This is a genomic window from Mesorhizobium sp. DCY119 (assembly GCF_003590645.1).
Taxonomy (GTDB): domain Bacteria; phylum Pseudomonadota; class Alphaproteobacteria; order Rhizobiales; family Rhizobiaceae; genus Mesorhizobium_M.
In genome coordinates, this window is record NZ_CP031834.1 from 3,080,985 (window position 1) to 3,107,768 (window position 26,784).

31 protein-coding genes and 1 pseudogene are annotated in these 26,784 nt (G+C 59.9%); 19 read left to right on the plus strand and 13 right to left on the minus strand.

Annotation, left to right across the window (positions count from 1 at the left end):
* The first annotated feature begins 187 nt into the window (after positions 1-187).
* Both rplM and rpsI read left to right on the plus strand, forming a co-directional pair.
* Positions 188-652 carry a 50S ribosomal protein L13 gene (gene rplM / locus DZG07_RS15050; protein ID WP_091916849.1) on the plus strand — a complete coding sequence of 155 codons (465 nt, stop codon included), beginning with the start codon at positions 188-190 and terminating at the stop codon, positions 650-652.
* Positions 653-654: 2 nt separating this feature from the next.
* A complete protein-coding gene (gene rpsI, locus DZG07_RS15055) occupies positions 655-1,131 on the plus strand; it encodes a 30S ribosomal protein S9 (protein WP_091916670.1) in 477 nt (158 codons plus the stop codon).
* A gap of 77 nt (positions 1,132-1,208) precedes the next feature.
* Here rpsI and DZG07_RS15060 read toward each other — a convergent pair whose 3' ends face one another.
* The 4 genes and pseudogenes from DZG07_RS15060 to DZG07_RS24425 all read right to left on the minus strand — a co-directional run bounded on the left by DZG07_RS15060 (position 1,209) and on the right by DZG07_RS24425 (position 3,375).
* The gene (locus DZG07_RS15060) at positions 1,209-2,180 is read right to left on the minus strand and encodes a hypothetical protein (RefSeq protein WP_197716859.1); all 972 of its coding nucleotides are present in this window, start codon (positions 2,178-2,180) and stop codon (positions 1,209-1,211) included.
* A gap of 172 nt (positions 2,181-2,352) precedes the next feature.
* Positions 2,353-2,793: a hypothetical protein gene (locus DZG07_RS24415; RefSeq protein WP_348626422.1), complete on the minus strand. Its 441-nt coding sequence runs from the start codon at positions 2,791-2,793 to the stop codon at positions 2,353-2,355.
* Positions 2,779-3,102, minus strand: a pseudogene (locus DZG07_RS24420) (glycerophosphodiester phosphodiesterase family protein); the annotation flags it as partial. The pseudogene DZG07_RS24420 and the gene DZG07_RS24415, both read right to left, overlap by 15 nt.
* Before the next feature lie 15 nt (positions 3,103-3,117).
* Positions 3,118-3,375: a hypothetical protein gene (locus DZG07_RS24425; protein ID WP_348626380.1), complete on the minus strand. Its 258-nt coding sequence runs from the start codon at positions 3,373-3,375 to the stop codon at positions 3,118-3,120.
* Between the two features lie 192 nt (positions 3,376-3,567).
* Here DZG07_RS24425 and DZG07_RS23880 point away from each other — a divergent pair, with 192 nt between their 5' ends.
* The 4 genes from DZG07_RS23880 to DZG07_RS15085 all read left to right on the plus strand — a co-directional run bounded on the left by DZG07_RS23880 (position 3,568) and on the right by DZG07_RS15085 (position 6,644).
* Positions 3,568-3,816 (plus strand): hypothetical protein, encoded by a 249-nt coding sequence (locus DZG07_RS23880; RefSeq protein ID WP_162931630.1) that lies wholly within the window; start codon positions 3,568-3,570, stop codon positions 3,814-3,816.
* A 9-nt stretch (positions 3,817-3,825) separates the two neighbouring features.
* Positions 3,826-4,794, plus strand: coding sequence for an agmatinase (speB, locus tag DZG07_RS15075; protein WP_091916666.1), 969 nt, complete (start codon positions 3,826-3,828; stop codon positions 4,792-4,794).
* Positions 4,795-4,865: 71 nt separating this feature from the next.
* Entirely contained in the window at positions 4,866-5,804 is a 939-nt protein-coding gene (gene argC, locus DZG07_RS15080) for an N-acetyl-gamma-glutamyl-phosphate reductase (protein ID WP_119818277.1), read from the plus strand.
* Positions 5,805-6,644 (plus strand): aminoglycoside phosphotransferase family protein, encoded by an 840-nt coding sequence (locus DZG07_RS15085; protein WP_119818279.1) that lies wholly within the window; start codon positions 5,805-5,807, stop codon positions 6,642-6,644.
* Here DZG07_RS15085 and DZG07_RS15090 read toward each other — a convergent pair.
* On the minus strand, positions 6,634-7,725 hold the full coding sequence (locus DZG07_RS15090; RefSeq protein ID WP_119818282.1) for a COX15/CtaA family protein: 1,092 nt from the start codon (positions 7,723-7,725) through the stop codon (positions 6,634-6,636). The two genes, DZG07_RS15085 and DZG07_RS15090, sit on opposite strands and share 11 nt — an antisense overlap.
* 206 nt (positions 7,726-7,931) lie before the next feature.
* Here DZG07_RS15090 and DZG07_RS15095 point away from each other — a divergent pair, with 206 nt between their 5' ends.
* Complete coding sequence (locus tag DZG07_RS15095) at positions 7,932-8,147, plus strand: DUF2842 domain-containing protein (protein ID WP_091916662.1); 216 nt, start codon at positions 7,932-7,934, stop codon at positions 8,145-8,147.
* A 3-nt stretch (positions 8,148-8,150) separates the two neighbouring features.
* On the opposite strand, the gene DZG07_RS15100 is transcribed toward DZG07_RS15095, so the two are convergent.
* Positions 8,151-9,209 carry a polysaccharide deacetylase family protein gene (locus DZG07_RS15100; RefSeq protein WP_119818285.1) on the minus strand — a complete coding sequence of 353 codons (1,059 nt, stop codon included), beginning with the start codon at positions 9,207-9,209 and terminating at the stop codon, positions 8,151-8,153.
* Between the two features lie 88 nt (positions 9,210-9,297).
* Here DZG07_RS15100 and DZG07_RS15105 point away from each other — a divergent pair, with 88 nt between their 5' ends.
* Entirely contained in the window at positions 9,298-10,515 is a 1,218-nt protein-coding gene (locus DZG07_RS15105; protein WP_119818288.1) for a GNAT family N-acetyltransferase, read from the plus strand.
* Between the two features lie 28 nt (positions 10,516-10,543).
* Here DZG07_RS15105 and DZG07_RS15110 read toward each other — a convergent pair whose 3' ends face one another.
* Complete coding sequence (locus tag DZG07_RS15110; RefSeq protein WP_119818291.1) at positions 10,544-12,715, minus strand: exopolysaccharide transport family protein; 2,172 nt, start codon at positions 12,713-12,715, stop codon at positions 10,544-10,546.
* A 252-nt stretch (positions 12,716-12,967) separates the two neighbouring features.
* Here DZG07_RS15110 and DZG07_RS15115 point away from each other — a divergent pair, with 252 nt between their 5' ends.
* The 5 genes from DZG07_RS15115 (at position 12,968) to DZG07_RS15135 (ending at position 19,236) form a co-directional block, all read left to right on the plus strand.
* Complete coding sequence (locus DZG07_RS15115; RefSeq protein ID WP_091916658.1) at positions 12,968-13,531, plus strand: polysaccharide biosynthesis/export family protein; 564 nt, start codon at positions 12,968-12,970, stop codon at positions 13,529-13,531.
* 41 nt (positions 13,532-13,572) lie between these two features.
* The gene (locus tag DZG07_RS15120; protein WP_119818294.1) at positions 13,573-14,790 is read left to right on the plus strand and encodes a glycosyltransferase family 4 protein; all 1,218 of its coding nucleotides are present in this window, start codon (positions 13,573-13,575) and stop codon (positions 14,788-14,790) included.
* A 43-nt stretch (positions 14,791-14,833) separates the two neighbouring features.
* Positions 14,834-16,366: an undecaprenyl-phosphate glucose phosphotransferase gene (locus DZG07_RS15125; RefSeq protein ID WP_091916847.1), complete on the plus strand. Its 1,533-nt coding sequence runs from the start codon at positions 14,834-14,836 to the stop codon at positions 16,364-16,366.
* Positions 16,363-17,676 (plus strand): O-antigen ligase family protein, encoded by a 1,314-nt coding sequence (locus DZG07_RS15130; protein WP_245429493.1) that lies wholly within the window; start codon positions 16,363-16,365, stop codon positions 17,674-17,676. Before DZG07_RS15125 ends, DZG07_RS15130 begins: the two co-directional genes overlap by 4 nt.
* A 192-nt stretch (positions 17,677-17,868) precedes the next feature.
* Positions 17,869-19,236 carry a site-specific integrase gene (locus DZG07_RS15135; protein ID WP_245429494.1) on the plus strand — a complete coding sequence of 456 codons (1,368 nt, stop codon included), beginning with the start codon at positions 17,869-17,871 and terminating at the stop codon, positions 19,234-19,236.
* Between the two features lie 701 nt (positions 19,237-19,937).
* Here the strand turns inward: DZG07_RS15135 and DZG07_RS15140 are convergent.
* Positions 19,938-20,306 carry a hypothetical protein gene (locus DZG07_RS15140; RefSeq protein ID WP_119818297.1) on the minus strand — a complete coding sequence of 123 codons (369 nt, stop codon included), beginning with the start codon at positions 20,304-20,306 and terminating at the stop codon, positions 19,938-19,940.
* Positions 20,307-20,439: 133 nt separating this feature from the next.
* Between DZG07_RS15140 and DZG07_RS15145 the strand changes: the two genes are divergently transcribed.
* Together DZG07_RS15145 and DZG07_RS15150 are read left to right on the plus strand one after the other, a co-directional pair.
* Entirely contained in the window at positions 20,440-20,895 is a 456-nt protein-coding gene (locus tag DZG07_RS15145) for a hypothetical protein (RefSeq protein ID WP_119818300.1), read from the plus strand.
* A 144-nt stretch (positions 20,896-21,039) separates the two neighbouring features.
* A complete protein-coding gene (locus DZG07_RS15150; protein WP_119920267.1) occupies positions 21,040-21,891 on the plus strand; it encodes a hypothetical protein in 852 nt (283 codons plus the stop codon).
* Positions 21,892-21,929: 38 nt separating this feature from the next.
* Here the strand turns inward: DZG07_RS15150 and DZG07_RS15155 are convergent, their stop codons facing one another.
* The 5 genes from DZG07_RS15155 to DZG07_RS15175 form a co-directional block, all read right to left on the minus strand.
* Positions 21,930-22,223 carry a hypothetical protein gene (locus tag DZG07_RS15155; protein ID WP_119920268.1) on the minus strand — a complete coding sequence of 98 codons (294 nt, stop codon included), beginning with the start codon at positions 22,221-22,223 and terminating at the stop codon, positions 21,930-21,932.
* A 102-nt stretch (positions 22,224-22,325) separates the two neighbouring features.
* On the minus strand, positions 22,326-23,474 hold the full coding sequence (locus tag DZG07_RS15160; RefSeq protein ID WP_119818308.1) for an AAA family ATPase: 1,149 nt from the start codon (positions 23,472-23,474) through the stop codon (positions 22,326-22,328).
* 91 nt (positions 23,475-23,565) lie between these two features.
* Positions 23,566-23,709, minus strand: coding sequence for a hypothetical protein (locus DZG07_RS23885; RefSeq protein ID WP_162931631.1), 144 nt, complete (start codon positions 23,707-23,709; stop codon positions 23,566-23,568).
* Between the two features lie 88 nt (positions 23,710-23,797).
* Positions 23,798-23,989: a hypothetical protein gene (locus tag DZG07_RS15170; protein WP_119920270.1), complete on the minus strand. Its 192-nt coding sequence runs from the start codon at positions 23,987-23,989 to the stop codon at positions 23,798-23,800.
* An 81-nt stretch (positions 23,990-24,070) separates the two neighbouring features.
* Positions 24,071-24,349, minus strand: a complete 279-nt coding sequence (locus DZG07_RS15175; RefSeq protein ID WP_119818316.1) for a hypothetical protein — start codon at positions 24,347-24,349, stop codon at positions 24,071-24,073.
* A gap of 221 nt (positions 24,350-24,570) precedes the next feature.
* On the opposite strand from DZG07_RS15175, the gene DZG07_RS15180 reads away from it, so the two are divergent.
* Genes DZG07_RS15180 through DZG07_RS23890 form a run of 4 tightly spaced genes read left to right on the plus strand, consistent with a single transcriptional unit; the run spans position 24,571 to position 26,695 of the window.
* The gene (locus DZG07_RS15180) at positions 24,571-25,266 is read left to right on the plus strand and encodes a hypothetical protein (RefSeq protein ID WP_119920271.1); all 696 of its coding nucleotides are present in this window, start codon (positions 24,571-24,573) and stop codon (positions 25,264-25,266) included.
* 27 nt (positions 25,267-25,293) lie between these two features.
* Positions 25,294-26,133 carry a recombinase family protein gene (locus DZG07_RS15185; protein WP_119818322.1) on the plus strand — a complete coding sequence of 280 codons (840 nt, stop codon included), beginning with the start codon at positions 25,294-25,296 and terminating at the stop codon, positions 26,131-26,133.
* Positions 26,130-26,531, plus strand: coding sequence for a hypothetical protein (locus tag DZG07_RS15190; protein WP_119818325.1), 402 nt, complete (start codon positions 26,130-26,132; stop codon positions 26,529-26,531). Before DZG07_RS15185 ends, DZG07_RS15190 begins: the two co-directional genes overlap by 4 nt.
* Positions 26,531-26,695 (plus strand): hypothetical protein, encoded by a 165-nt coding sequence (locus tag DZG07_RS23890; RefSeq protein ID WP_162931632.1) that lies wholly within the window; start codon positions 26,531-26,533, stop codon positions 26,693-26,695. Before DZG07_RS15190 ends, DZG07_RS23890 begins: the two co-directional genes overlap by 1 nt.
* Positions 26,696-26,784 lie beyond the last annotated feature (89 nt).

Genomic DNA, 26,784 nt, shown 5'->3' on the forward strand with positions numbered 1-26,784 from the left:
TGATTTTACTCAGAAAGCGGCTGTTTTTCGTCACTTGACCTTCGGGATGCCCGCAGCCTATAAGCCGACATCGAAACAGCGGCCACATCGGCCGTCGTTTTGTTTTTGAAGCGGCGCGCAGGCGGCGTTTCAATCCAAGCAACAAGAAACGCCTTCTCCGGAAGGTCCGAACCGAAAGCATATGACCATGACAACCTTTTCGCAGAAGCCTGCGGACGTGGTGAAGAAGTGGGTGCTGATCGACGCCGAGGGTCTCGTCGTTGGTCGTCTCGCCTCTATCGTCGCCAACATCCTCCGCGGCAAGAACAAGCCCACCTTCACCCCCCATGTCGACGATGGCGACAATGTCATCATCATCAACGCCGACAAGGTCGCATTCACCGGCAAGAAGTTCACCGACAAGGTGTACTACTGGCACACCGGCCATCCCGGCGGCATCAAGGAGCGCACCGCGCGCCAGCTGCTCGAAGGCCGTTTCCCGGAACGCGTCCTTGAAAAGGCCGTCGAACGCATGATCCCGCGCGGTCCGCTTGGTCGCCGCCAGATGAAGAATCTGCGCGTCTATGCCGGCGCCGAACATCCGCATGTCGCCCAGCAGCCTGTGACGCTCGACGTCGGCGCGCTGAACGCCAAGAACAAGAAGGCTTCGTAATCATGGCTGAGCTCAACTCGCTCGCAGAACTCGGCACCGCTGCCGTTACCGCACAGCCGGCTGCCCCGGTCTATGTCCAGAAGCTGGACAAGCAGGGCCGCGCCTATGCCACCGGCAAGCGCAAGGACGCGATCGCTCGCGTCTGGGTCAAGCCGGGTTCCGGCAAGATCGTCGTCAACGGCAAGGAATTCGCGGCTTATTTCGCCCGTCCGGTGCTGCAGATGATCCTCAACCAGCCGATCGTGGCTGCTGCCCGCGTCGGCCAGTTCGACATCATCGCGACCGTCGTCGGCGGTGGTCTTTCCGGTCAGGCCGGTGCTGTCCGTCACGGCATCTCCAAGGCGCTGACCTACTACGAGCCGGGCCTTCGCGGCGTGCTCAAGAAGGGCGGCTTCCTGACCCGCGACAGCCGTACCGTCGAGCGCAAGAAGTACGGCAAGGCCAAGGCCCGTCGTTCGTTCCAGTTCTCGAAGCGCTAATCGCTTTCGAATTTCAGGTGCTGCTTGCCAGTGCCGAACGAAAAGGCCCCGCTTGCGGGGCCTTTTTGTTTGAACACTTACCGTAAAATGGCTGGCAGCGCGGAATTGCCCGTGGGGGCTGCCGCCGGGATATTCGGCCCCTTGCCGTTCGCCGCATCTGGCATCGCTGACGAACTGTCGACGATTGGGCTCTTTTCTGCTTCGACACCGAAACACACCGCAAACGAAGCATCCATGATCGCCAGCTTCACCGCCTGGGCGGCCATGTAATCCTGAAGAAAGCCCTGCGACACCCACATTACCGAATGGTTCTTCTGGCCATGCCATCCGAGGCTGCCGGCATCCTCGGCCTCGCGAAGCTTTCGCGCGAGGTGAGCCCGCGACAGGGTCAACCACATGCCCAGATTGGTGACCGAGGTTATATCCGTCGAAATACGCGCGGCCTTGATGTCGGCTTTTCGCATCCCGGTTATCAGCCTCTCAATGACGATGCCGCCCTCGTTGAGCCACGAGAAAAGGGAGAAGGTGTTCTTGGGTTCTCTCACCGCGCGGGACTTGAGAAGGCCATCGGAAATGAGTGGCAGAAGCCGGCGCGCGCCGTCAGGCGCGGCCTGGAATGTCGCGAGCCGGTTTTTGCCGTCGAGACTGTCGAGCGTGGTGAGCCCTATCGTCAGCCAGACGCCTATCGCGTCGACACTCAAAGCCGTCGGATGAAACGTCACCGTCCGCTTGTCCTCGATGTCGGAACCATAGCTCGCGAAGCCGTAGTTCAGCATCTCCTTGACGAAGGCGCTGGCGGTATTCTTGCTGGCGACCGAATGGTAATCGATCACTTCGAAAAAGCGGGCAGTGCTTGTCCCGGTCGGGCTGCCGCCTGGATTGCTGCGAAAGTAAAGCGCAACCGCAACCATCGCCATCAGCCAGCGCTGGTGGGTCGCAAAGACTGCTGCCAGCCGCGGATGTTCTTCGGAAACCTGCAAAAATGCCCGCGACTGCCGCTGAATCACGGGAAACAGCGCGGGATGGCTGACAATTTCATCTGCATTCATAGAAGGAAATCCTCAAACCCGCCTTCTACCAGAGCGTGTTCCACGAACACTGTCCAGTTGCTTTTCCAAGATGACGGAATATTGAGAATGTTTGGCTAATATTCGACTTTCCTAACGAGCAAAGCAAATACGATGACTTTCGCGCTGGCGCGTAAGACTATCGTGCTCGACGTCAATTCGTCAGATCATAGGGCGTGCGGTAGCCATTGGCCGTCAGCCAGTCGATCGCCGCTTCGGGCTCGTCTGTCTGGATAATCGTCGCGCCCTGCTCCGCCCAGAAACCATAGGTTTCCTCCGGCAGGCTTGCGAATGTCGCCAGCTCATCGCCGCGGCCGCCGGCCAGCAGGCCGCTTTCCCTGTTCACGATCGGGTAGGTGTTGACCCAGAGGTGCCAGTCGCCCCGGGCAGCAACCGCACGGGCACGCGAACCGAACAGCGGCCCGCCATCGGCTATCATGCGTTGGCCCTGCTGGCGCCAGACAACCATTTCGACCGCATCCGCCGCAAAAGCCTTCGTGGCCGTCTCGATGAAACGCGCGTCCCTGACCGCATCGTCGGCAATGATCGGCATGAAGTGAACGCCCTCGCCCACCTTCGCCATTACTGCCTTCATCTCGGCGATCTTGTTGGTGTTCCAGAGGTTCTGCTTGATCACCACCTGCCGCTCTATGCCCAGATCGCGGGCGACCGCGACCATTTCCGGCAGCGCATCGACGCCTAGCTTGTTGTCGATATTGACCATGATCCGGCCCTTGGCAGAGGCAAGCATATCGCGCAGCGTCGGCACTGTTTCGTCGGTCACTTCGCCCGTGCCTTCAACGATCAGCCGGCAGCCCTTCAGGTCGGCAAGCTTATACTTCACCAGTTCGCCCTTGCAGGTGGTGGTGCGGTCGAGCCAGCTGTCATGCAGCACGACGAGTTCACCGTCCTGCGTCTTCTAGACATCGAACTCGACCATCTCGACGCCCAAGTCGATCGAGTGACGGATCGCGGCAATTGAATTCTCCGGGCGGGTGATTTTTCCACCGGCCTTCCAGCCAGCGCGATGAGCGACGATCATGACGTGGTCGCGCCACTGGTTGGCGTGCTCGAAGCGATCGATGATCTGATCGATACGCGCGTTCTGGGCCGACGCCGGCGTCGAGACTTGCAAGAGGAAAGCGGCCACAGCCGCACCCAGCCACATCATCCGCATGAGAATCGTTTCCTCGCCGGTTTGATGTGGCGAGGAGATAAAGGCAGCGCGTGACAGCGCGGTGAACGCCGCCGGCTACATTTTCGCGGCCCGCCGGACCGCAGGCATGCACCGGTGGGCGAAAAAAAAGTCGACAAACGGGAAAGATGAGCCGATGAAGGCGCTCTGCGAAACGAATCCCGTCGCTGGAAAATGAGAAAGCGCGACCAGGAGAGCGCAGAAACCCCGCCAGGAACGAGCATTTCGAACCATTCGGCGGCGGTCGCCAAAGGCCGCATTCGCGGCAAGATCAATGAAGGAGCTCCCATCGAGGAATGCCGTCTGCGTCAAGATGGTCCGCTTCCTGTCCCGGTGATAATAGAGCCGGGGCGAATTCATTTCCCCACCGAAGCCGCGCAATTTCCGCGCCGCTTCATCAGCCCGTCACAAGACAAGTTTTAGGAAATCGTGATGCCTGCAAAATCCATTGACCATGCTTTCACGGCCAACAAGAACACCGGTCGCTCGGGCGATCCGACCTATGCCGGTGCGCTCTCTTTCATGCGCCGCCGCTACACCAAGAACGTAAAGGGCGCCGACGCCGTCGTCTGGGGCATTCCGTTCGATGCCGCCGTCACCAACCGTTCCGGCGCGCGCTTCGGCCCGCAGGCGATCCGCCGCGCTTCGGCGATCTTCGACTGCGATCCGCAATATCCGTTTCATCTCGATCTGTTCGAGAATCTCGGCGTCGTCGACTATGGCGACTGCCTGCTCGACACCGGCAACCACCAGAAGACGCCGGGAGCTATCGAGCGCGAAGCGACCAAGATTCTGAAATCCGGTGCATTCCTTTTGTCGCTCGGCGGCGATCATTTCGTCACCTGGCCGCTGCTGAAGGCCCATGCCGCCATTCACGGCCCGTTGGCGATGGTACAGTTCGACGCCCATCAGGACACCTGGGACGATGACGGCAAGCGCATTGACCATGGCTCGTTCGTGGCCCGTGCCGTACGCGAGGGCATCATCGACCCGGATCGCTCGATCCAGATCGGCATCCGCACCCATGCGCCCGACGATTTCGGCATCAAGATCATCTACGGCTATGAAGTCGAAGACATGCGCGCATCCGACATCGCCTATGCGATCGCCGAGCGCACCGGCGGCAAGAAGACCTACGTCACCTTCGACATCGATTGCCTCGACCCGGCCTACGCGCCCGGCACAGGCACGCCGGTTGCCGGCGGACCATCAACGGCCAAGATATTTTCGGTGCTGCGCCAGATGACGCAGATCGACATTGTCGGTGCTGATGTCGTAGAGGTTGCGCCGGCCTACGACCATGCCGATATTACCGCGATTGCCGGGGCGACGGTGGCGATGCAATATCTCGGTCTGCTGGCCGAGCGAAAGGCTCGCGAAAACGCCTTGAAGGCGGGTTGACCAAATTGAGGAGATGAATCCGGTTTCGGCTTCATCTCCTTGGAATTGCACAGTTTAACGGACGACAGGGCATGAAACCGAAAATCTTCATCGACGGCGAACACGGCACGACGGGCCTTCAGATCCGCACGCGCCTTGCCGAACGATCCGATCTCGATGTCCTGTCTATCCCGGAAGCCGAGCGGCGCAACAAGGACATGCGCGCCGATTTCCTGAAGTCGGCCGACCTTGCCATTCTCTGCCTGCCGGATGACGCCTCGCGCGAGGCCGTCGCAATCCTGGAAGGCAAGAACTCGACGCGCATCATCGACACGTCGACGGCGCATCGCGTTCATCCCGACTGGGCCTACGGCTTTGCCGAAATGGACGGCGCGCAGCGCGCGCTGATCGCCAAGGCGCGGCTCGTCGCCAATCCCGGCTGCTATCCGACCGGCGCGATCTCGCTGATCCGCCCGCTGGTGGCTGCTGGCATCCTGCCGGCGGATTATCCCGTCAGCGTCAACGCCGTCTCGGGCTACACCGGCGGCGGCAAGCAGATGATCGCGCAGATGGAAGACCCGGCAAACCCGGAGCATATCGCCTCGCCGCATTTCCTCTACGGCCTGACGCTGGCGCACAAGCACGTTCCCGAGATGAAGCAGCATGGCCTGCTCGACCGCAAGCCGATCTTTGCACCGTCCGTCGGCCGTTTCGCGCAGGGCATGATCGTGCAGGTGCCGCTGCATCTGGGCGACCTCAATGGCGCGGTGACGCTCGGCGGCATCCATGCGGCGCTGGCAGCGCATTATGCCGGCCAAGACATCGTCGAGGTCGTGCCGCTTGCCGAAAGCGCCAAGCTGGCGCGCCTCGATCCAACGGAACTCAACGACACCGACCTGATGAAGCTCTATGTCTTTGGCACCGACGGCCAGGGTCAGGTCAATCTGGTGGCGCTGCTCGACAATCTCGGCAAGGGAGCCTCGGGTGCTGCCGTCCAGAACATGGATCTGATGCTCGGGCTGAAGCACTGAATGGACCGGCCTGCCTTTCCGGGTCGCTGGAAGATCAGCGACCCGGTCCTCATTGCAGAAACATTTTCGAGCCGCATCTGGAAGGTGCGCCAGGAAAATGGCGACCCTGCCGTGGTCAAAGCGCTCAAGCCGTTCGATGACGTCGCCGACGAATTGCGCGGCGCGCATTATCTGTCGTGGCGAGACGGCGCCGGAGCAATCCGGCTGCTAGGCTTCGAGGGGCATGACATGCTGCTCGAGTATGCCGGCGACCGGCTGCTCACCGACGAGTTGAACGAGCATGGCGACCGGCACGCGACCGATATCGCGGTCGAGGTGATGGCTGAACTGTTTTCAGCATCCGACACCCCTCCTCCGGTTGAGCTGCAGCCCCTCAGGGAACGTTTCGCCAGCCTGTTCACGAAAGCCAAGGCCGATCGCGACGCTGGAAATGACAGCCCTTATCGGGAAGCAGCGGAGATTGCCGAACGCCTGCTGTCGAACCCGCATGATCTGCGCGTGCTGCACGGCGACCTGCATCACGACAATATCCTGCACGGAAAACGCGGCTGGCTGGTGATCGACCCGAAAGGCCTTCTCGGCGATCCCGGCTTCGACGCGGCGAACTTCTTCTACAACCCGCTCCATCGTCACGATCTCTCGCTGGACCCGGAGCGCATCGCCTATATGGCCGAGGTTTTCGCCCGCGTGCTCGGACAAAACCCGCGCGCGATCCTCGATCATGCCATTGCATGGGGCTGCCTGTCGTCATCCTGGCACGCGGAAGACGAAAACGAAGCCGAAGAGACGAGCGAGCTTGCCGTCGTGGCGGCGGTACGTGCGGTGCGGGCTAACTTCTGACGGAAATCTCGGTCGGCAAGGGATAAGCACCCTTGGTGCCGCGCCAATGCGCGGTCGCGAAGATCAGCACGATCATGGCAAAGCCCTGATGCAGCAGCGCCCAGTGAATGTGTGCCTGCGCCAGCAGGGTGCCGACGCCAATCGCCGCCTGCCCCAGAATGAGCGCCACCAGCACCCAGGCCCGGCGGGCATGCGTGGTTCCCGGAAGCGCCCGCATCGTCACCAAGGCATGCCAGATGGCCGCGACGAGGACCGAATAGGCGAACATGCGATGCACGAATTGCACGGTCTTGGGATTTTCGAACAGGTTGCGCCACGCGGGATCGATGATGAACAGGTCCCCCGGAATGACGGCACCGTCCATCAGCGGCCAGGTGTTGTAGGTGAGGCCGGCATGCAGGCCGGCGACAAGGCCGCCGAGGTAAATCTGAATCAGCACCAGCAGCACCATGATGCCGGCGAAGCGTTGGACGCCACGATTTGCCGGCGCCTCCGAATAGGTCGCCACGCCGCGCGCGATATAGGCCGTCGCCATGATGATGATGCAGGCCAGCGTCAGATGCGTCGCCAGCCGGTATTGGCTGACGGATACGCGCTCGGAAAGCCCGGAGGCGACCATCCACCAGCCGATCGCGCCCTGCAGCCCGCCCAGCGCCAGAAGCCCAACGAGGCGCGGCTTCAGCCCGCGCTCGAGGCGGCCCGACAGCCAGAAGAAGGCTAGAGGAATGGCGACAAGGAAGCCGACGCCGCGGGCGAGCAGGCGGTGCGCCCATTCCCACCAGAAGATGCCCTTGAACTCATCCAGGCTCATGCCCTTGTTGATCTGCTCATACTGCGGAATCTGCTGGTATTTTTCGAACTCTTCCTGCCATTCGGCCTGGTTGAGCGGCGGGATGACGCCGTGGATCGGCTTCCATTCGGTGATGGAGAGCCCGGAGCCGGTCATGCGCGTGGCGCCGCCGACCATCACCAGCGCAAACAGCACGACGAGCACGACATAGAGCCAGCCGCGCACATAGGTGCGGTTGCGCTGTTCGCGGTCGTGCGAGGCAAGCGGTGCAGCGTTGGCGATTGCGGCCATGGCTCTCAATTCCAAACCGTTAGAAACGCGGCGATTGGTGGACCATCGGGACAGCTCTTACAAGGCTATCATGCACGCGACACGCCGTCGCGCTCAAGCAATTCCCGGAAAAGTGTGCAGCGGTTTTCCGCCCGGAATGGCGCAATGGCTTCTCTCGGGTTGCGCAGCGACCTGAGAAGTTTTAGGAGGACGGCGAAGGAAGAACCATGCCCATTCGCCTGAAAAAACTCATCGGAACCGTGCTGCTGATCGTGCTGGTCATCGTCTACGCGCTGGTCGCGACGACGGTGGCGGTGGCGCAGCTGTCGGAATCCGGCCCACTGGTGCATCTGGCCTTCTTCCTGTTCAGCGGCATTCTTTGGGTGGTGCCGGCGATGGGCATCATCAAGTGGCTGATTATCGAGCCACGGCCGAAGCCCTGACCCTCATACAGTCACGAGCATCTTGCCGGCATTCGCCAGGGGCGTCGTGATACCCGACAGCATCGTGCGGATATAGGAAACGCGCTGGTAGCGGCCGTTGATCGAGATGCGCGGCAGCGCATGCAGGTGTCCGGCGTGGTCGGCCCGCAGCACACCATGGCGCGTCGTCACCGCCGAGGCATAGCCGGCAGCCTTCGCCAGCGCCACCTCGCGCTCGCCCACCGCGCTCGGATAACCGTAAGGGTACGCCATATGGCGCGGTTTCTCGCCAAGCTCGGATTCGAGAATGCGCCCGGCATCGATGATCTCGCGCCTTGCCGTCTCTTCGTTCAATCGCTTGAGACTGTAATGGTGCACTGTGTGCGCGCCGATCGTCACCAGCGGGTGGGCGGCAGCAGCCCTCACCTCTTCCCAGCCCATCAGCGTCTTCCTGCCCGGCCCGGTCGGATCGACGCCGCATGAGCGCGCCAGTTCGTGCAAGGCCGTGCGCTGGTCCTCCTCGCGCACGTCGATGGTCAGATATTCCTGAAGCCGCGCATTGGCCTCTGCCCGCTTGGCTGGCGACGAGCAGTCGATCGTCACACGGCCCTCGGCCGTATTCAGGAACAGCATGTCGCGGGCGTTGACGATGTCGTCGATCACCTCCCACCACAAATCCACGGTGCCGTCGATCAAGGCCGGCGCGATGTAGATGGTGATCGGCACACCGTGCCTTTCCAGCACGGGCAGCGCCTCTGTTAGATTGTCGCGGTAGCCGTCATCAGCGGTGAGCGTGGCGAACTGGCCGCCCTTGCCGCCGCGCTTCACGCGCTCCAGCGCCTCGTCCATCGTCACGAATTCGGTGCCGCCTGCCTTCATGTCGGTTATCAGCGCATCGAGAAAGGCCGGCGCGATGTTGAGGTGGCGATTGGCGCCGTCGGGTCTTTCAAGGTTGGCGGTGACCCGATGCAGCATCAGGATCGCGCCGATGCCGCCGACGAGCGGACGGGCGAGCGGCGCCAGGCCGGAATATCCGACCGCGTTCAGCACCAGTCTGCGCAACGTATCGCCCCCGTCGATCATTAATTCACCTTTTGGCGTTACAATCCGTTGAAACAGCGCCTTCCTACGGCAAGACAGGCGACCAGCATTAGCCGCGAAGGATTGAGGTATGGTTGACGCCACCGCGTCATTTGGAATCGAACCGTCCGCGCAAGGGCGTGCTTCGGCTCGCCAGGATGCCCGTGCGACGCAGGCGGAGATTTCGACGGCCACGCCCGAAGCACTCTCCTCCTATGCGCGGCTCTGCGCAAACGGCGTCTTCGCGCCCGCCCAGAGCGCGCTCTGGGTCGAAAACTGGGTCAGGCAGATACGCCCCGACAGTCTGATCGCAACGATCACCAGCAATGAGCAGGCGGTCTTCGCCCTGGCGCTGGAAGTCGTCAAGGTCGGGCCATTTCGTGTCGCCCGCTTCATGGGAGGCACGCATGCCAACGGCAATTTCGCACCTGCCCTCCCGAGATGGCTCCAGTCGGCCAGCGAGGCCGACATCATCAGCCTGACGCAGGCTATCGGCAAGGCGCGGCCGGATATCGATGCCCTTATGCTCCAGCGCGTCGCCACCGACCTCGACAGCACTGCCAATCCCCTGCTCGCCCTTCCCCATGCCCCCACCCCGAACATCGCGCTCAGCGTCAATCTTGATGGCGGGTTCGACGCCGTTCTGGAGCGCACGAGCGCCAAGCGAAAGCGCAAGAAGCATCGGGCGCAGACGCGGAAATTCGAGGCAGCCGGCGGCTATCGGCGTCTCATCGCGCAAACCAGCGATGAAACGCAGCGCCTGTTCGACGCATTCCTTGCGATGAAGGTGGAACGCTTCCGCAAGATGGGTATCGCCAATGTTTTCGAAGAGCCTGACCTGCAGGCATTTTTCCATGCCCTGTTTGCAGAGAGCGTGAAAACCCACCAACCGATCTTTACGCTGGAAGCGCTCGAAGTCGGCGGCGTGTTGCGCGCGGTCACCGGCACCAGCCAATGCGGCAAGCGCCTCATCTGCGAGTTCGGCGCGATCTCCGACGATGAACTGGCGGCCACCAGCCCCGGCGAGTTCCTGTTCTATGACAATATAAATGCCGCCTGCGCTGACGGTTTCGGCATCTACGATTTCAGCGTCGGCGACGAGCCGTACAAGCGGCTCTGGTGCGATATCGAAACGCGCCATGTCGACATCGTCCTGCCGCTCACGGCCAAGGGGCGGATGTTCGCGGCCAGCACGCGAGCAACCGCGCGCCTCAAGGCGTTCGTAAAGAACAGCCCGTTTGTCTGGAAGATCGCAAAGGCGGTGCGCAAGCGGGCTGCAGGCGGAACGGCGACGCCGGCAGAAGAGTGATCCAACGGAAACGAAGGGAATGCGGCGCTTACGCCACGTTCCTGCCGGGGACCGGCGAAGTCGGCAATTCGTAGCCGGCAGGCGTCACCAGGATAAAGCCGTGGTAGCCGCCTTCGCGCAGGTTGTCGGCGGCTGACAGAACCTCGTCGTCCGGCTCCAGCATGCTGATGAAGATTTCCGTACCCTCGCCGACAAGCCGGCGGATGCCATCGGCATCGATCGGGCCGCATTCGACCACGACGATGTCGTAAGCGGTCGTCAGCGATTCCAGGATGATCGGCAGGCGATCGGCGGCGCGCATGGCTCGAACCGGATCGGCAGTGCCTACCGGAATGACGTGGCAATCGGAATAATGGTCGGCATGGATGACTTCGGTGAACTGCGCCTGCGCCGACAGCAGATTGGTTATGCCGGGATAGTGGCCGCTGTCGAGCATCGGACGCGAAGCAGCACCCGATGCGGTAAGATCGAGAAGCAGCACCCGCAGTCCGGCATCCGAGACCTCGCGGGCAACCATGACCGAGGTCGCAGCCGCCTCGTCGCCCTCGGGCGACACGAAAATCGCGCGCATGGCGCCACCGGCAATCAGCTTTTCAGCGGCGCGCTCGATGCCGATCTCGCCCAGCATGCGCTCAGGCCTGGACAGTTCGCCGTGATCATCCTCGATATCCGGCTCCGCTTCGGAAGAAACGATCGGCGCGGCCTGATCATATTCCTTCGCGGTCGGTTCCTCATGCGGCTCCGTTTCGAGGACGGGCATCGCCACCTGCTCGACCGGCTCGAAATGCGCACCGGGCGCCGGGCGCATTGCACGGCCGGAGAACAATTCCTGCAGAAGCGTCACCACAGCCATAAGCAGCAGCGAGGCGACGAAGGCAGCACCCACGATAGGCACGATCTTCGGGAAGTATGGCTCCGCGGGAACGACGGCGCGCGAGAAGATGCGGGCATCGGCCGGCAGATAGTTGCGATCCTTGCGCGATGCCGCCTCGCGATAGCGGGTCATGTAGGATTCGAGCAGTTGCCGCTGCGAAGTCGCCTCCCGCTCCAATGCGCGCAGTTCGACCTCCTGCTCGCCGGAGCGTGCGGAAGCGGCCTTCAATGTATTGAGATCGGCCACGATCTGGCTCTCGCGCATTTGCGCGGTCTGCGCCTCCGTCACGATGCTTTTCAGCACATTCTGGGCTTCGATGCGGATTTGACGGTCGAGGTCTGCAAGCTGCGAATTAAGCGCGCGAACGCGCGGGTGATTCCCCAGCAGTGTCGTCGACAGGTCGGCGATATCGGCCTTGAGCTGCACCTGGCGCTCGCGCAGCCGCTGTATAAGCGGCGACGACAGGACGCCCGGCAACGCATCGACCGAACCGCCGCCTTGCAGCACCTTGCGCATGCTTTCGGCGTTTGCCTCGGATGCCGCACGGCTGGCACGCACCCGCGACAATTCGGAAGACAGTTCGGAAAGCTGCTGCGTCGACAGGACCGCGTTGTTCTGTCCGATCAGCAGATCCGACTTGCCGCGATAGTCGGCAACACGCGACTCGGCTTCCTTGACGCGCTTGCTGAGGTCGGCGATCTCGGGCGCCAGCCAGTCGGTGGCGTCGGAATTCGACAGGAGCTTGGCATCCCGGCTCACCGACAGATAGGCGTCAGCAACGGCGTTCGGCACCTCGGCTGCAAGCCTTGGGTCTTCAGACGAGAATTCGATGACGATAACGCGTGACTTTTCAACGCGATAAACCTTCAGCTTCTCGCGGAATGCCTTCAGAACGCGCTCGTCGGCAGGAATTTCATGCGGATCGCTTTTCAGGCCCGCGATCACCAGCAACCGCGTCGCGAGCGACATATTGGCGGCGGGATCGAACTCCGGCAGCTTCGAAAGGCCGAGCTTCTGCGATACCTGCTTGAGGATGTCGGTCGACGAGATCACCTCGACCTGACTGGTTACCCCTTCCTCGTCGAGAATCGGGCGGTCAGCCTCTGCATTGCCCGTATCCGGCCGGGTAAACACGGATTCGCGGGTTTCGATCAGGATGCGGGTTTCGGCCTTGTAGTGCGGCGTCGCCATCCAGGCGAGGACGAAAGCAATTCCGGTAACAACGAGCGCGACCAGCAGGATGCGCAGCCAGTTCCTCGCCAGCGAGGCGAAGAGCTTTCCAAGATCGACATCGATATCGTTGGCAGTTGATTGAGCGCCTGACATGCATCCTGCTCCAGTATCGGATGCTTCTTATGGTAAACATCTATGGTAACCCATCGGTTAAGATGCTGGAAAGAATCTGTTTTCCTTGATTGATAGAGCGTTAATGAGCCGACCCTAATGCAACTATACGTAGTCGGATCGACCCAAAAGAGCAGCGGGCTTTACCGGGCATTAACCCTAACAGGATGATAACAGCGACATCGAAGTCGCTGAACTTGAGTCCAGCGCTCAGCCAAAGGTGTCCGTCCGGCCATGAAAAGCTTTCGCCCCGCCTTTCACGCACTGCTCGTCGCGGCATTGCTTGCCGGCTGCTCCAGCTATCGCCCAGCGCCGGCAGCCTTCCATGAAGCGCTTGACCAACCCTACCGGCTCGGCGCTGGCGACCGCATTCGTGTGACGGTGTTCGAACAGGAAGGCCTTACCAACACCTACAGCGTGGATCAGTCTGGCTACATCGCCTTCCCGCTGGTCGGTGCGGTACCGGCGCGCGGCAACACCGCCCAGCAGGTCGAGGCGGCGCTTGCCGCCAAGCTGCGGCAGGGTTTTCTGCGCGACCCGGATGTTTCGGTCGAAATCGATCGCTACCGTCCGATCTTCGTCATGGGCGAAGTGGGCGCTGCCGGCCAGTATTCCTACGTTCCGGGCCTGACGGTGCAAAAGGCGATCGCCATTGCCGGCGGCTTCTCGGCGCGCGCCAACCAGGCGAATGTCGATATCACCCGCGATATCAACGGCAAGGTGATGACCGGAAGGGTCGTGACTTCAGACCCTCTCCTGCCCGGCGACACAATCTACGTTCGCGAACGTCTTTTTTAATCCATCGTCCGTAAGATTGGTTTCGACTTACGGAAGAGACCATGAACCAGCATGCAAATGGCAGCGAGAGGAGCGCGGGCGAACGGCTTCGTATCGTTCACTGTTTTCGCTCGCCGGTCGGCGGCATCTTCCGTCATGTCCGCGATCTCGCCGAGGCTCAGGTAGCGGCCGGGCACCAGGTCGGCATCGTCTGCGATTCGACCACCGGCGGCGACTATGAGGAACGCCTGTTTTCCGGCATGAAGGACATGCTGGCGCTCGGCATATGGCGCACGCCGATGCAGCGCCATATCGGCCCCGGCGATATGACCGCCGCCTGGCGCACATACAGGATCATCAAGGAATTGCAGCCGGACGTCCTGCACGGACATGGCGCCAAGGGTGGCGTCTATGCCCGCATGTTCGGCTCGCTGTTGCGGGTTTCAAGGTCTCGCGTCGCCCGCCTCTATTCGCCGCATGGCGGCAGCCTGCACTACGACGAAACGACCACGACGGGAAAAATGTTCTTCGGGCTCGAACGCCTGATGGAGCGTTTCACCGATCACCTGCTGTTCGTTTCGGATTATGAGCAGCGAACCTTCCGCCGCAAGATCGGCACGCCGCGCCCGCCGCACGGGCTTGTCTACAACGGTCTTCGCGCCGCCGAATTCGAACCCGTCCCGGCTGCAGCAGACGCCGCCGATTTCCTCTATATCGGCATGATGCGCGATCTGAAGGGCCCAGACCTCTTCATTGACGCGCTCGCCGCCACCGAGGCAAAACTCGGACGCAAGGTCACCGCCGTGATGGTCGGCGACGGCGAGGATTTGCCGCGTTACCACGCACAGGTGAAGCGCCTCGATCTGGCCGACCGGGTGCGCTTCCTGCCGCCCATGCCGGCGCGAAAAGCCTTTTCACTGGCGCGGTTTATCGTCGTTCCCTCGCGCGCCGAGGCGATGCCCTACATCGTGCTCGAAGCGCTCGGTGCCGGCATGCCGATGATCGCGACTGCCGTTGGCGGAATCCCCGAAATCTTCGGCATCGGCTCGCCGGCGCTCGTCTATCCCCTGACCAGCCAACTGACCGATAAGATGAGCGAAGCGCTTCTCGATCCCGACGCTTACCGCGCCCTCATGCCGACACCGGTCGAGCTGAAAGCCAGGTTCGGCGCCGACGTCATGGCCGCGCAGATCGAAAAGACCTATTTCGCGGCCCTCGGCCGGAAGATTTCCGAGCCGAAGGATGGTCTGAAGCGACCGATAGTCTCAAGGGTTTCTTAGCCCCTGACTGTTAGATATGATCCGTAATCTGCGGGTCTTGACCATGAACGAGATTGAACCTCCACACCGCTTTTCGATCAATGCGGTCCGGAAAGTTGACGCTGGCTCCTCAGGCCAGCCCGTCAAGCTCAACAAGGTTGCGCTACAGGTCGCCTCGCAATATCGCCGTGATACGATGTCGCCGATCATGGTCAGCGGCGTCATGCGCCTCGTTGAATTCATGCTTCTGTTCCTGCCGGGCTTCGCGCTCTTCGCGTTCCATGTCGGGCTGACCACGCATCTGTTCTGGCACTATCCGGTCATTATCGGCGCGGCTTCGCTGCTGATGGTGATCCTCCTCGAGTTCAACGATCTGTACCAGATCTCCGCGCTGATGCGTCCGCTCTCCAGTTTCGGGCGCATCCTGCTGATGTGGTCGGCCACCTTCGCGCTGCTGGCGCTTGCCGGCTTCTTTCTCAAGATTTCGGAAGGGTTCTCGCGACTCCTGTTCGGCTCCTGGTTCGTCATCGGTTTCGCGCTGATCTTCGGCTTGCGGCTGATCCTTTCGCGCGTGATCCGGCAATGGGCGCGCAACGGCCGGATGGAACGCCGCGCCGTCATCGTCGGCGGTGGCAAATCCGCAGAATCCCTCATTCGCTCGGTCGAGCAGCAGCCCTATAACGACATCCGCATCTGTGGCATTTTCGATGATCGTGACGACAAGCGCTCGCCGCCCATCGTCGCCGGTTATCCCAAGCTCGGCAATGTCAGCGAGCTGATCGAATTCGCGCGCATCGCCCGCATCGACATGCTGATCGTGTCGCTGCCGATCACCGCCGAAGCGCGCGTGTTGCAGCTTTTGAAGAAGCTCTGGGTGCTGCCGGTGGATATCCGGCTGTCGGCGCATTCCAACCAGCTGCAGTTCCGGCCGCGATCCTATTCGTTCATCGGCTCGGTGCCGATGCTCGACATATTCGACAAGCCCATCAACGATTGGGATTCGGTCGCCAAGCGCGCTTTCGACATCATCTTCAGCCTGTTCGGCATCATCGTCTTCTCGCCGGTGATGCTGGCAACCGCAATCGCCATCAAGCTCGACAGCAAGGGGCCGGTTCTGTTCAAGCAGAAGCGCCACGGCTTCAACAACGAGATCGTCGAGGTCTACAAGTTCCGCTCGATGTACACGGACATGTCGGACCCCTCCGCAAAGAAGAGCGTCACCAAGAACGATCCGCGCGTCACCCGCGTCGGGCGCATCATCCGCAAGACCTCGATCGACGAGTTGCCGCAATTCTTCAATTCGCTGTTCGGCAGCCTGTCGCTGATCGGCCCTCGCCCGCATGCCATCGCCGCCCAATCGCACAACCTTCTCTACAACGAAGTCGTCGACGGTTATTTCGCCCGCCATCGCGTGAAGCCCGGCGTCACTGGCTGGGCGCAGATCAACGGCTGGCGCGGCGAGATGGATACCGACGAGAAGATCAGGATGCGCACCGAATATGACCTGTTCTATATAGAGAACTGGTCGCTCTGGCTGGACCTGAAAATCCTTTGCCTGACGCCCGTGCGGCTGCTCAACACGGAAAACGCCTATTGAGCGCGATCACCCATGAACTGCCGCGAGCCGCGGTCAACGCCAAGCTGATCGCGCTGATCTCGTCGGGCGCGGTCGGCCTTGGCGTGCTTCTGTCGGGCTTCGTCATCAACGAACCGGCCCCGTACGAACTCTATATGGCCGGACTGATCGCCATATGGGCGTTGTTCGGCCTCCGCCTGTCGCGCTCCGTCGTGCCGCTTCTGGTGCTGCTGGTCACCTTCAATATCGGCGGCATGATCTCCATGAGCCAGATGTCGGACCTGATGAACACGCCGCTCTATCTGGCCGTGTCGCTGTTCCTCGCGTTTACGGCCGTGTTCTTCGCTGCCGTCACGGAGATGCAGCCCGGTCTCTACCGGGTCATCTTCCTGGCCTATGTCATTGCGGCGGTGTCGACTTCGCTGCTTGGCATACTGGGTTATTTCCACGCCTTCCCCGGTGCGGACATGTTCACCAAATATGAGCGCGCCGCCGGCGCTTTCCAGGACCCGAACGTCTTCGGGCCTTTTCTTGCTTTGCCCGGCATCTACCTGCTTCACCGCCTGCTGACCGGCAGCCCTGCGAAAATGTTCATTTACGCAGTGCCGCTGCTCATCATCGTCGGCGGCATCTTCTTCTCGTTTTCGCGCGGCGCCTGGGGGCTTTTCGGCGCGTCCGCGATCCTGCTCACCGGCGCACTGTTCCTGCAAAGCTCGAGCGGCCGCTTCCGCCTGCGCATCGTCGTCATGAGCGTTGCGGCATTTCTGTTTCTGGCGCTGGCCCTGCTGATCGCGCTGCAGATACCGAGCGTTGCCGAACTGTTCACCGCACGCGCCCAACTCGCGCAGGACTACGACAGCGCCCGCCTCGGCCGTTTCGCCCGCTATGGCATCGGCTTCATGCTGGCACTTGAAAAGCCTTTCGGCATCGGCCCACTGGTCTTCGGCCAGATCTACGGCGAGGACACGCACGACATCTGGCTGAAAGCGCTGATGGATTACGGCTGGCTCGGCTTCGTCTCCTGGCTGACCATGATCTGCTGGACGCTAGCAGGTGGCTTCCGCATCCTGTTCCGTGACCGGCCATGGCAGCCTTACGTCCTATGCGCCTATGTCGTGCTGATCGGCCATATCGCACTCGGCACCTTCATCGACACCGATCACTGGCGGCATTTCTATCTCCTGCTCGGCCTGATCTGGGGCGGGATAGGGCTGGAATACCGGCACCAGCACGCCATTCGCGCAGATGCACAACGAACTCGGTCACAGCCGCGAATTTCGGTTGACCGACAAAGGCATATGCAGATAGACAGCAACCGGTCCGGAGTGTAGCGCAGCCCGGTAGCGCACTTGACTGGGGGACATGATTTTAGGGGTCTCACCGGGTCTCAAGTCAAATCATCATACCCCTTATTTTCGTTGAAATTCTGCGGTTTTAAGCCTATTGTGACCCTCTGATATTCGCATGGGGTAACACTCCTTATCACCCGGTTTTGTTACCCCTGCATTACCCCGGAGGCGCAGGTGGCAAGCAACAAGGCACTCACTGCTCTCGCTATTGAGAAGCTGAAACCGGACCCGAACAAGCGAATGGAAATTCCCGTTGGTGGCGTCTCGGGTCTGTATCTCGTGATCCAGCCGAGCGGCAAAAAGTCGTGGGCGCTCCGCTATCGGTTCAATGACAAGCCGGCAAAGCTGACACTGGGCGAAGTCCTCTTTCAGCGCATAGGCAAGGCTCCCGATAAGCTGTCTCTAGGCGTGCCAATGACCCTCGCGGAAGCCTTCACCATGGCCGCGAACATTCGGCAGGCCATTGAGGAAGGCCGCGACCCATCGGTTGAGAAGAAAACCGAACGGGCAAAGCAAAAGCTCTCCGACGACGATCTAGTGCGGACGCTAGGCGCGGCCTACGTCGAGCGCTACGCCAAGCCGAAAAACCGCTCATGGGCCGAAGTGGAGCGGCAATTCAAAGCCGAGATAAACCCGAAGTGGGGTGACCGCCGCGCCCGGGACATCACCAAGGCGGACGTAAAGACGCTGCTAGACGGGATCGTCAAACGCGGCTCCCCGGTTACGGCCAATCGTGTGCTTGCCACGCTGCGGACCTTTTTCGGATGGCTCGTCGCTCAAGACGGGGACATTTCCGTTTCGCCGTGCGACGGCGTTAAGCGCCCCGTGGAGGAAAAGGAACGCGAGCGTGTCCTGAGCGATGGGGAAATCCGCCTCTTTTGGAAAGCCGCAAGCGGCATGGAGTATCCCTTCGGGCCTATGTTCCGGCTCCTTTTGGTCACGGGACAGCGCCGGGCCGAAGTCGCAAAGATGACCCGGAAGGAACTGGACCTAGACGACAAGAAGCTTTGGACCCTGCCGAGCGACCGGACCAAGAACGGCGAACTGCACCGCGTACCGCTGTCCCCGCTCGCAGTTGAAATCATCGAAACCGCCTTGCCCATGAGCGGCGGCAAAGCCGGCTATCTTTTCACCATGACCGGAGGTGAGACCGCTTCGACGGGCTACAGTCGCGCCAAGGACCGGCTAGACCTAGCCATGGCCCGGATCATGGCAGAGGAAGCAAAGCAGCGTGGCGATGACCCGGAAGGCGTTGAGCCACTACCGCATTGGACCCTGCACGATCTGCGCCGCACGTGTGCGAGCGGCATGGGCGAACTAGGCACCGCACCGCACGTGATCGAAGCGGCCTTGAACCATAAGTCCGGTCTGATCAAAGGCGTGGCGAAGATTTACAACCGCTACACTTATGACAAGGAGAAGCGCGAGGCGCTGGAAAACTGGGCCGCGTTCCTGACCGGCCTTGTCAGCGACAAGCCTAGCGCGGACGTTCTGCCGATGGCGCTGGCTGAGACACGTAGCCGGGCCGCTGAACGCGCCTAGGGCCTGCAACGGCTGGGTCTGCCCGGTTTCACGCACAAGGACTTGGACCGCAAGTCCGGCATCTGAAGGCCGTAGGGGAAAGCAGGCCGAAACCTTTCTTGTCTAGGCTCCCGGCGTCTTCGCTCGCGGTCAATGCCGGTCGGGTTCAACGTGATCCTCCGCTTTGACAGACGCGCACATGACTTAGAGACAAGGCAAGACGGGCAGAGGTCTTCTGTTATCTTATTGATATTATTATTCTTTCTTTCCCGCACCAAAGCCATGTTACCCGAACGGGTATCGTCAGGGTAACGGCAAGCACACTGCGCACGGCAGGGGGGTGGGGGTCTTTTGCGCGAAGCAACCCTACCCCGGGGGGTTCCCCCATGCCAGTACCGGAGAGCGACGGGGCCTTGGAGGCTCCAACACCCTAGGTCTACCGATGAAACTCGAAATCACTTTTAGAACAATGACTTAGGAAATTCAAAAAATACAAAAAGCAAAATCCAAAACCAGTACGGCGGGTCCATGAAACTTAGCCAGCGCCGGTTACACTCTGCTAGCGATTTGATTTGATTTCGGAAATCGGCAAACGGCCCGCGAGGGTCGCTTCGCTCCCCGCTCCCTGTCCGGCAAAAGGGGCTCGGAAAGACGGCCACAATAGCCCGCAAAGCCTTAGTCGCAGCCGTTTCAGAGCCGTCTAACGCGCTTGCGGCAATGCCTCACCGGCCCTTGGCCGCTGCATATGCATTCCGCGCCGCTTCCGGCTGGGGAGCGACATTGGAAAGCTCGTAGCGGCTCCCTTTTATCGCTGCGAACCAAGCTCGTTCGACCTCGCGAGCCGCCTCCCGTGCGCTGGGCTCAACGCCTGAAAGCTTTCCGATATTCCGGCTGACATCGTCACCATGAGCTTGCATCGCCCAAAACCACGAGCCCTGTTGCGGGCCGGTGTCAAACAGATAGATGCGGCCAACGCTGCCTTGGAAGTCAGCGACCTCGCAAACAAAGTCGCTTTCCTTCTCAGGCCACGTCTGCCGCCACTTCAGGCGCAGGATGATCGCTTCCGGGGTGCTGGGTGTGTCGTCGCTCATGACGGGAACGATACGTCTTAAATGAGAACGAAGCAAGAACAAATTCCTATTCACTCAGCGCTGCCGCCGCCCAGCGGAGCACAGCTAGATTGCAGATTTGCGGAATGTTAAGTTGTGCGCATAGGGGGAAACTATGCATTTTGTTGGAATAGCACTTGTCGCAATAGTTCTGGTCGCAATGTTTCCAAGAGCAGCGGGCTTCATTTTGCTTGCTGTGGCGGGGCTGATAGTCTTCTTCGTATTGAATATCCTAGAGGCACGCCGGAACCGTGAGAACGTTCTGGAGCGTATGAGCATCGGAGTAATCTATAGCGAGGCGGAATGCTCATCTGCCTATCCAATTCAGGTAACGTTCTCCAATAAATCAACTAAGACGGTTACGAAATACTCAATCGATCTGACGGCACATATCGCCGGGCGATCCAGTGTAGTGTTCAGCCAAACGATACAGGATGATAAGATTATCAATCCGGGTCAGGTTTACTCCTCGTGCTGGAGGCTATCCGGCCTCGATCAAGCCGGCACCGTGCGCGGCGTGCCACCTCGCGAACTGCAATGGTCCTATCGTTATGGAAGGGTGGATTGGTAAAGACACCTTCATTCCGCCCGAGGCTGGTTCTGAGTTATCCCCATCCCCAACAGTTATCCCCATGGTCACGGAATATTCACTGTTCTTCCGCTTGTCAGGGAAACGTTGTTAGTTAAGTTCGCCCGCATTGGGAGATGGGGCTAGATGACAACACCAAAGCCATTCGCGTTCGTACTCATGCCGTTTGATGCGGCATTCGACGATATATACAAACTCGGGATCAAAGAGGTGGCTTCTCAGCTTGGCGTGGTCGCCGAACGGGTGGACGAACAAATCTACGCAGAGGGAATGCTTGAACGGATTTACCGACAGATTGACGCGGCAGATTTCATCATTGCAGACATGACGGGCCGTAACGAGAACGTCTTCTATGAGGTCGGCTACGCGCACGCCAAAGGCAAGCTTTGCACTCTTCTGACAAAGTCCACGAAGGACATCCCGTTCGACCTGAAGCACCATCGGCATTTGGTGTATGGAGATTCCATTCAAACCCTTCGCGCAAAGCTGGCTACAGAAATTGCGTGGTTGAAATCCGAGGCAGAAAAAAAGAAGTCATCGTATTTCAGCGTGTCAGTTAAGTCGGCGGAAGGGTCGCTGACAAAAGTCTCTTGGGCGGACACGGGTTCTATTGAAATAGTTATCGATATTCACAACAACACGGACAAGAAGTCTCCCGAGATAGAGGCAATTTACCTTCACACGCGAAAAGGATGGAAGTTTTCGCAATCGCAAGAGGAATGCCCGTCCACCGATTCAAACTTGGAAGACTATGAAAAGCGGAATTTTGTAAAGGCCTCCAACAATCGATTGTCTCCGGGCGGCTGGGCTCAAATTCGTGTTTCGGGCGAACGAACCTTATGGACGAACTTCGGCAAAAAGGAGCGCAAAGAGAGCTACACAATCAGGGGCAGAGTGTTGCTTGAGATCGTGACCGCAGAAGGCACCTTTCAGCAGAAGTTGAACCTAGAGATAGAACTGGACGAAATTCCATTTTAGCGAAGAAGATCGGGGACGTTTCCATACGCCCCTTCCCACTACAGTCCGGTGGGAGGACCGTTGTCCAACACCTTCTCCGCACTAAGTTTGCGGATGCCGTATTTATCCCGAGTCCCTGCTACGCCGTTGATCTCATCCAGTAGATCATCGCACATGGCTTTCAAGGCTCTTAGAGCGGATTTGGCCCGGATTGACCCTCTCTTATCTGGCCTGAAAAGGATCGCCAGCGTAAGCGTTTTGCTGTCACGGTAAACGGGTTCGCCTAAGCGGAAATCCACTTCCTTATTTTCATTGTTGATACCTTCGAATTCTGGAAACACAGGGTCTTGCACGCCTTCCTCCTATTCGTGGGCTGTGCGGTTTGTGCGGGGCTCTATAGAGAGCCCCTCCGCACGTACAAACCCGCACCAATGCCAAGTTTGTGCGGTTTCGCACTAAATCCGCACATAAACACCATCCGCACCTAATTCGATTTTCTTGTTTGTTTTCAATCGTGTAAGTGCATCATCGAAGGTGCGCTTTTTCTGCTTCGACGCCTTGAGCAGATCGGTATAGGACAGCCCCTCTGGATGTTTGTCCAGCGCTGCCAAAACCGCACTATCTGACCTTGGCAACGATCGCTGCTTCGCCGGCTGGTCAAGAAAGTCACTCCACTCGGGATCAACCTTCCATGTCAGGACAGCCGACTTGCCGGCGGACACAAGACGGAAGTTCATCGCGCCGAACGGTTCTGCGTCCTTCTGCTTTTCGCCTTTGATGTACCCGGTGGGGGTTTTGGGATCGCTATGAACTTCGATTGCGGTATCCGCCGCGCCCATCAGCACCGTGGAACCGCGCGTACCCTTACGGCTGTCTTTGCCCGTGTGATGGATCACCAACACCGTGCAGCCGGGAAACGCAGAGCGGAGTGCGTCGCAGCCAGTTACGAAGGCATTCATATCCTTCGCTGTGTTCTCGTCCCCATTGCCGAAGTTGCGAGCCAAGGTGTCCACGATCAGCAAGCCCGGACGATACCCTTTCGAGCCAATTGCGGTGACGAAATCCCGGACCACGCGCGGGTTCGCAACATCAATGCCGTGGGGCTGGAAAAGCAACCGTTTCGGTTCCCGCTGACGGTCGTCCTGCCAAGCGCGGTTGCGGAGTTTCAGGCCCGATACGCCTTCGGAATAGATGTAAACCACGTCCCGTTGCTGCACGGCGTGGCCGGCCCACGGTAGGCCCGTGGCGATAGAGCTAGCCCAGTCGAGGCCAATGAAGGATTTCTTGCTACCGGCAGGGCCAAACAGGACGACGAAGCCGCTTTGCGGCAAAAGCCCGTCGATTAGCCATTCAGGGTCTGGCAGGTGCGCGATGTCGGAAACGGTCAAAAGTCGAAAGTTCGGAGCCGAGCCGGGCTTGTTGTCATTCTCTGGTTCGCCTGCCGGGTTCTTAAGTCTAAGTCGCTTATCTGGCCCACGTTCGTAGTCAGAAAGCGATGCAAACTTCGATATGGTAATAACCGAAATATCCCCGGTCGTCCTATTTACAATCTCTGCTCGTTCTTGAAGTTCTTCATCTGAAAGTCTATATTCAACTTGTGTCATACGGATGATCCTTTCTCGTTTGGGTTGTCCTTTTTACAGTGAGTGTCAACTACAAGGGGCTGGGAAACTGGCCCCTTTTCTTTTGCCTTGCTCATATAAGATCGTCGGGCTCGTTCTCCCAACACGAGGCGACCTGCGACGGCCAGCGGTGCGGGTTGATCCGAATGACCCCACCAAACGCCTCAGCCGCAGCTTCGAGCCAGTCAGCGATCTCCAGCCCATCCATAAGCCGCATAGGAATGATTTCCTTCTCGGCGGTATGAAGATGCCCCGGACGAGCCGCGTGCGCGTCCACGGGCCCGCCTGCCCCGCTGGGGGCCATTTCACGCTTCATGGTATGTCCCTGTGGTCAGGACACTGTTTGCCATCTCCGCTAACTTCGCCCGGCGCGCGTATTCCGCGATCATGGCTTCAAGCAGTTCCGGGAACTGGTTTTCCGGGGCGGTAGACGCCGCGTCGAGTTGCGCCTTCGTCAGCGTGGTCAGGTCCGTTGTCGTCAAGATCATGTTTTCCATTGTCGTCTCCTTTGCTGTTTGCGAGCGCGGCTAAGCGTTGCTCGCGGTTGATGATGCCGGCATGTGTGTTGGTCAGCGCCTTCATGCGGCGGCCTCTAGGTGAGGCAGCGGATGCGCCTTGCGGACCCGCTTCGCCGTACGCATGGTCAGATATCGGGACACCCAGCGAACACCCTCGTCGTAGTCGATAGCCGACTTACGGCCCGGCACTCTGACCCGGTTGGGCCCGTTGCCCTTTTGCCAAATGCCGCGATAGAGCCACTGAACGCTGACGCCAGTTAGGGCCGCGAACTCACGGACGGTGAAATACCCGCGCTGTCCCGGCGTCGTTAGCTGCTCAAGCTTCTTCTTACTTTGCATAAGTTCTCCTTTTCAATTTAGGGGAAATTTGAAGTTCTTATTCTATTTGGTCTCACAGTATTTATCAACTTCCTCGTGATTACACCCGGAACAATGGCAGCAAAATCCACGAGAAAGTGGATCGATTTCCTGAAATATGCTAAAAGATAGCTTGGTTTTGACGCTACAACGTCAATCTATACTCAATTGGTCTCAAACGATAACAAAAGGAGGCTCATCGCATGGCTAAGAATTTCTCAAAAAAGATGGAAAACTACGAGGCCCGCAAGAAGGAGCTTCATCAGCAGCTTCAAAGCACCATCGAACGCCTGCCGGCAGGGTTGCTTTCCGGCGGACGACCCGTCGTAGATGAAGGCGATAGCAGCACATGGAGGTATTCAGCCGATCCCGAGCAACGCCGCTGGTACAAGGAACTCTACGGAGAGCCGCTGTTTGACAGCGAAGGGCTGACGGCTGGCGAAAAAGTCCGCCTCTACGCAGAAGGTCGGCGTCAGATCGACGCTGTCACCCCGGATCATGTTGCGGAGAGCCGCAAGCTCGCCAAGCGCGGCAACAAGGCGTCGGACGCACTCTGGAACGACTTCCGCGTGACCTATCCCGAATACGCGAACAACCCGGATGCCGTGGGTAGGGCTGCGGAGCGGCTGGCGGCATCTTCCGGCATGACGACGGCTGACTTGATTGATCTCGCAAAGCGCAGACCGAACGAGGTTATCGAGCGCATAGCCGACGAGCTTTACAACGACAACAGCGGCCAGAGCTACGATTACGGTTCCGACTACAGCGGCTATTCCGATTACAGCGCCAACGTTCCCTCAGGCCGTCCCGCCCGCCAGCCGGCGAAGGCCGATGAACCGGAAGCGGACATGTTCGAGGAAATGTCGGACTGGCAGGTCCGCAACGGCTTCCACCGCTAATCAACTCAAGGATGAAAGGAAAATCTCATGGCAGCAACCTACGCTTACTCACGCCCGACCGAGCACCTTGGCGCGACGGTTGAAATTCGACGCCAGCAAGAGGCGTGCCGGCACTTCGCCAGCCTGTACGCGCTGAAGATCACGACGCAGGAAGGTGGCGGCTGGATCGAAGAACAAAGCCCGCTCGACCGACACCGGTTTGAGGTTCTTATGACCAAGCTCCAGCCGAACGATACCGTCATCGTGGCAGAACCCGGCGTGCTTGGGGCTTCACCTTCGGAGCTTCTGGCGACCGTTTCCCGGCTTATCGCTTCCGGCGTCCGCGTCTTGGTTGTCAGCCTTGCGGGGGAAATCAACCTGCCGGTTCTCCGAGCATACGTTACTCCGATGCTGAAGCTGGAGACCGCACTGGCGAAAGAGAAGTCCGAACGCGTTCAGGACGTGGAGAAGTTTCAGGCTGATCTGGACGATTTCCAGAGCCGCTATGAAAAAAGCATCCTATCCGCGCTTTCGGCCCGGGGGATCAACCTCGTGTCCCTGCTCCGCCCTGAAGACGCTGGCGAAGTCGCACCGAAGGACATAGCGACCGCGCAGAGCCTTCTTAAGATGCGCGTGGACCTCGACCTGACCCAAGAGGAAGCCGGCGCACTCGTAGCGCCGAACCTGTCGAAAGCGACTGTCTCACGGCTCGAAAACGAAGGCCGTGGCGCGAAGCTTGGCGAATACCGCACCGCCCTGATCCTCGAAACGCACAAGCGCAAGAAGGCTGAGAAGGCGAAACTGCCGGGCAGCGGCCCGACACCAATGGAGCTCGAAGCATACCAGCGGGCCGGCATTCCAACGGCAACCATGGAGGCAATGAAATGAAGATCGATCTTGATAGAGGCGTTCATATCCGCCGGCACCAAGATATGGGCGGCATGCACGTTTACATGTACGCAGACACCCCCGGCGTTTATCTTAACGAGGATGGCGTGAGGCTGCCTGAAGCCATCGCGGAAGGGGCCGGTTATCCTGTCGCGGAACATGCCCGGGCACGCCTGAAGAAAGAACGCATGGATGCGGCAATCGCTGAAGTCGAGGCCCAGCTTGATATCGCCACGGAGGGCGCAGTGCTCGCCGCTCGCGGCGGCTATCAGGTGCTTTCCAGCGGGGCGAACCGGGCCAAGGTGATTGATGACACCGGCGCGCTACTAACACCCGTGCCGATACCGCATCACGAGGCCATGGCGCTGCTGGCGTTGCTTGTCCCGGAGGATGCCTGATGGCCCGGCGACGCTTCAAGTTCAAGCCCGGCGTGCTCGCCAACATGCAGACAACTGACGCCCGGGCCAGCGCAAGGCGAATGGTGGCAGCGGGCCTTTCCCGATACCTCAGCGCTGCCGAGCGTCAGTTGATTGGCGACACCGACCCCGACGAGGACGAGTAGACTTGAAGGCTCCGGGCAGTGATACCATTTGATCCGCATGTGCCCGGGTAACGCTTCCGGGGTAACAAGGAGAAGAACCTATGACCAAC

Coding starts and splice junctions, on each gene's coding strand:
- rplM (WP_091916849.1), top strand. CDS start 188: ATGACAACCTTTTCGCAGAAGCCTGCGGACGTGGTGAAGAAGTGGGTG.
- rpsI (WP_091916670.1), top strand. CDS start 655: ATGGCTGAGCTCAACTCGCTCGCAGAACTCGGCACCGCTGCCGTTACC.
- DZG07_RS15060 (WP_197716859.1), bottom strand. CDS start 2,180: ATGAATGCAGATGAAATTGTCAGCCATCCCGCGCTGTTTCCCGTGATT.
- DZG07_RS24415 (WP_348626422.1), bottom strand. CDS start 2,793: ATGAAGGCAGTAATGGCGAAGGTGGGCGAGGGCGTTCACTTCATGCCG.
- DZG07_RS24425 (WP_348626380.1), bottom strand. CDS start 3,375: ATGCGGATGATGTGGCTGGGTGCGGCTGTGGCCGCTTTCCTCTTGCAA.
- DZG07_RS23880 (WP_162931630.1), top strand. CDS start 3,568: ATGAGAAAGCGCGACCAGGAGAGCGCAGAAACCCCGCCAGGAACGAGC.
- speB (WP_091916666.1), top strand. CDS start 3,826: ATGCCTGCAAAATCCATTGACCATGCTTTCACGGCCAACAAGAACACC.
- argC (WP_119818277.1), top strand. CDS start 4,866: ATGAAACCGAAAATCTTCATCGACGGCGAACACGGCACGACGGGCCTT.
- DZG07_RS15085 (WP_119818279.1), top strand. CDS start 5,805: ATGGACCGGCCTGCCTTTCCGGGTCGCTGGAAGATCAGCGACCCGGTC.
- DZG07_RS15090 (WP_119818282.1), bottom strand. CDS start 7,725: ATGGCCGCAATCGCCAACGCTGCACCGCTTGCCTCGCACGACCGCGAA.
- DZG07_RS15095 (WP_091916662.1), top strand. CDS start 7,932: ATGCCCATTCGCCTGAAAAAACTCATCGGAACCGTGCTGCTGATCGTG.
- DZG07_RS15100 (WP_119818285.1), bottom strand. CDS start 9,209: ATGATCGACGGGGGCGATACGTTGCGCAGACTGGTGCTGAACGCGGTC.
- DZG07_RS15105 (WP_119818288.1), top strand. CDS start 9,298: ATGGTTGACGCCACCGCGTCATTTGGAATCGAACCGTCCGCGCAAGGG.
- DZG07_RS15110 (WP_119818291.1), bottom strand. CDS start 12,715: ATGTCAGGCGCTCAATCAACTGCCAACGATATCGATGTCGATCTTGGA.
- DZG07_RS15115 (WP_091916658.1), top strand. CDS start 12,968: ATGAAAAGCTTTCGCCCCGCCTTTCACGCACTGCTCGTCGCGGCATTG.
- DZG07_RS15120 (WP_119818294.1), top strand. CDS start 13,573: ATGAACCAGCATGCAAATGGCAGCGAGAGGAGCGCGGGCGAACGGCTT.
- DZG07_RS15125 (WP_091916847.1), top strand. CDS start 14,834: ATGAACGAGATTGAACCTCCACACCGCTTTTCGATCAATGCGGTCCGG.
- DZG07_RS15140 (WP_119818297.1), bottom strand. CDS start 20,306: ATGAGCGACGACACACCCAGCACCCCGGAAGCGATCATCCTGCGCCTG.
- DZG07_RS15145 (WP_119818300.1), top strand. CDS start 20,440: ATGCATTTTGTTGGAATAGCACTTGTCGCAATAGTTCTGGTCGCAATG.
- DZG07_RS15150 (WP_119920267.1), top strand. CDS start 21,040: ATGACAACACCAAAGCCATTCGCGTTCGTACTCATGCCGTTTGATGCG.
- DZG07_RS15160 (WP_119818308.1), bottom strand. CDS start 23,474: ATGACACAAGTTGAATATAGACTTTCAGATGAAGAACTTCAAGAACGA.
- DZG07_RS23885 (WP_162931631.1), bottom strand. CDS start 23,709: ATGCGGCTTATGGATGGGCTGGAGATCGCTGACTGGCTCGAAGCTGCG.
- DZG07_RS15170 (WP_119920270.1), bottom strand. CDS start 23,989: ATGGAAAACATGATCTTGACGACAACGGACCTGACCACGCTGACGAAG.
- DZG07_RS15175 (WP_119818316.1), bottom strand. CDS start 24,349: ATGCAAAGTAAGAAGAAGCTTGAGCAGCTAACGACGCCGGGACAGCGC.
- DZG07_RS15180 (WP_119920271.1), top strand. CDS start 24,571: ATGGCTAAGAATTTCTCAAAAAAGATGGAAAACTACGAGGCCCGCAAG.
- DZG07_RS15185 (WP_119818322.1), top strand. CDS start 25,294: ATGGCAGCAACCTACGCTTACTCACGCCCGACCGAGCACCTTGGCGCG.
- DZG07_RS15190 (WP_119818325.1), top strand. CDS start 26,130: ATGAAGATCGATCTTGATAGAGGCGTTCATATCCGCCGGCACCAAGAT.
- DZG07_RS23890 (WP_162931632.1), top strand. CDS start 26,531: ATGGCCCGGCGACGCTTCAAGTTCAAGCCCGGCGTGCTCGCCAACATG.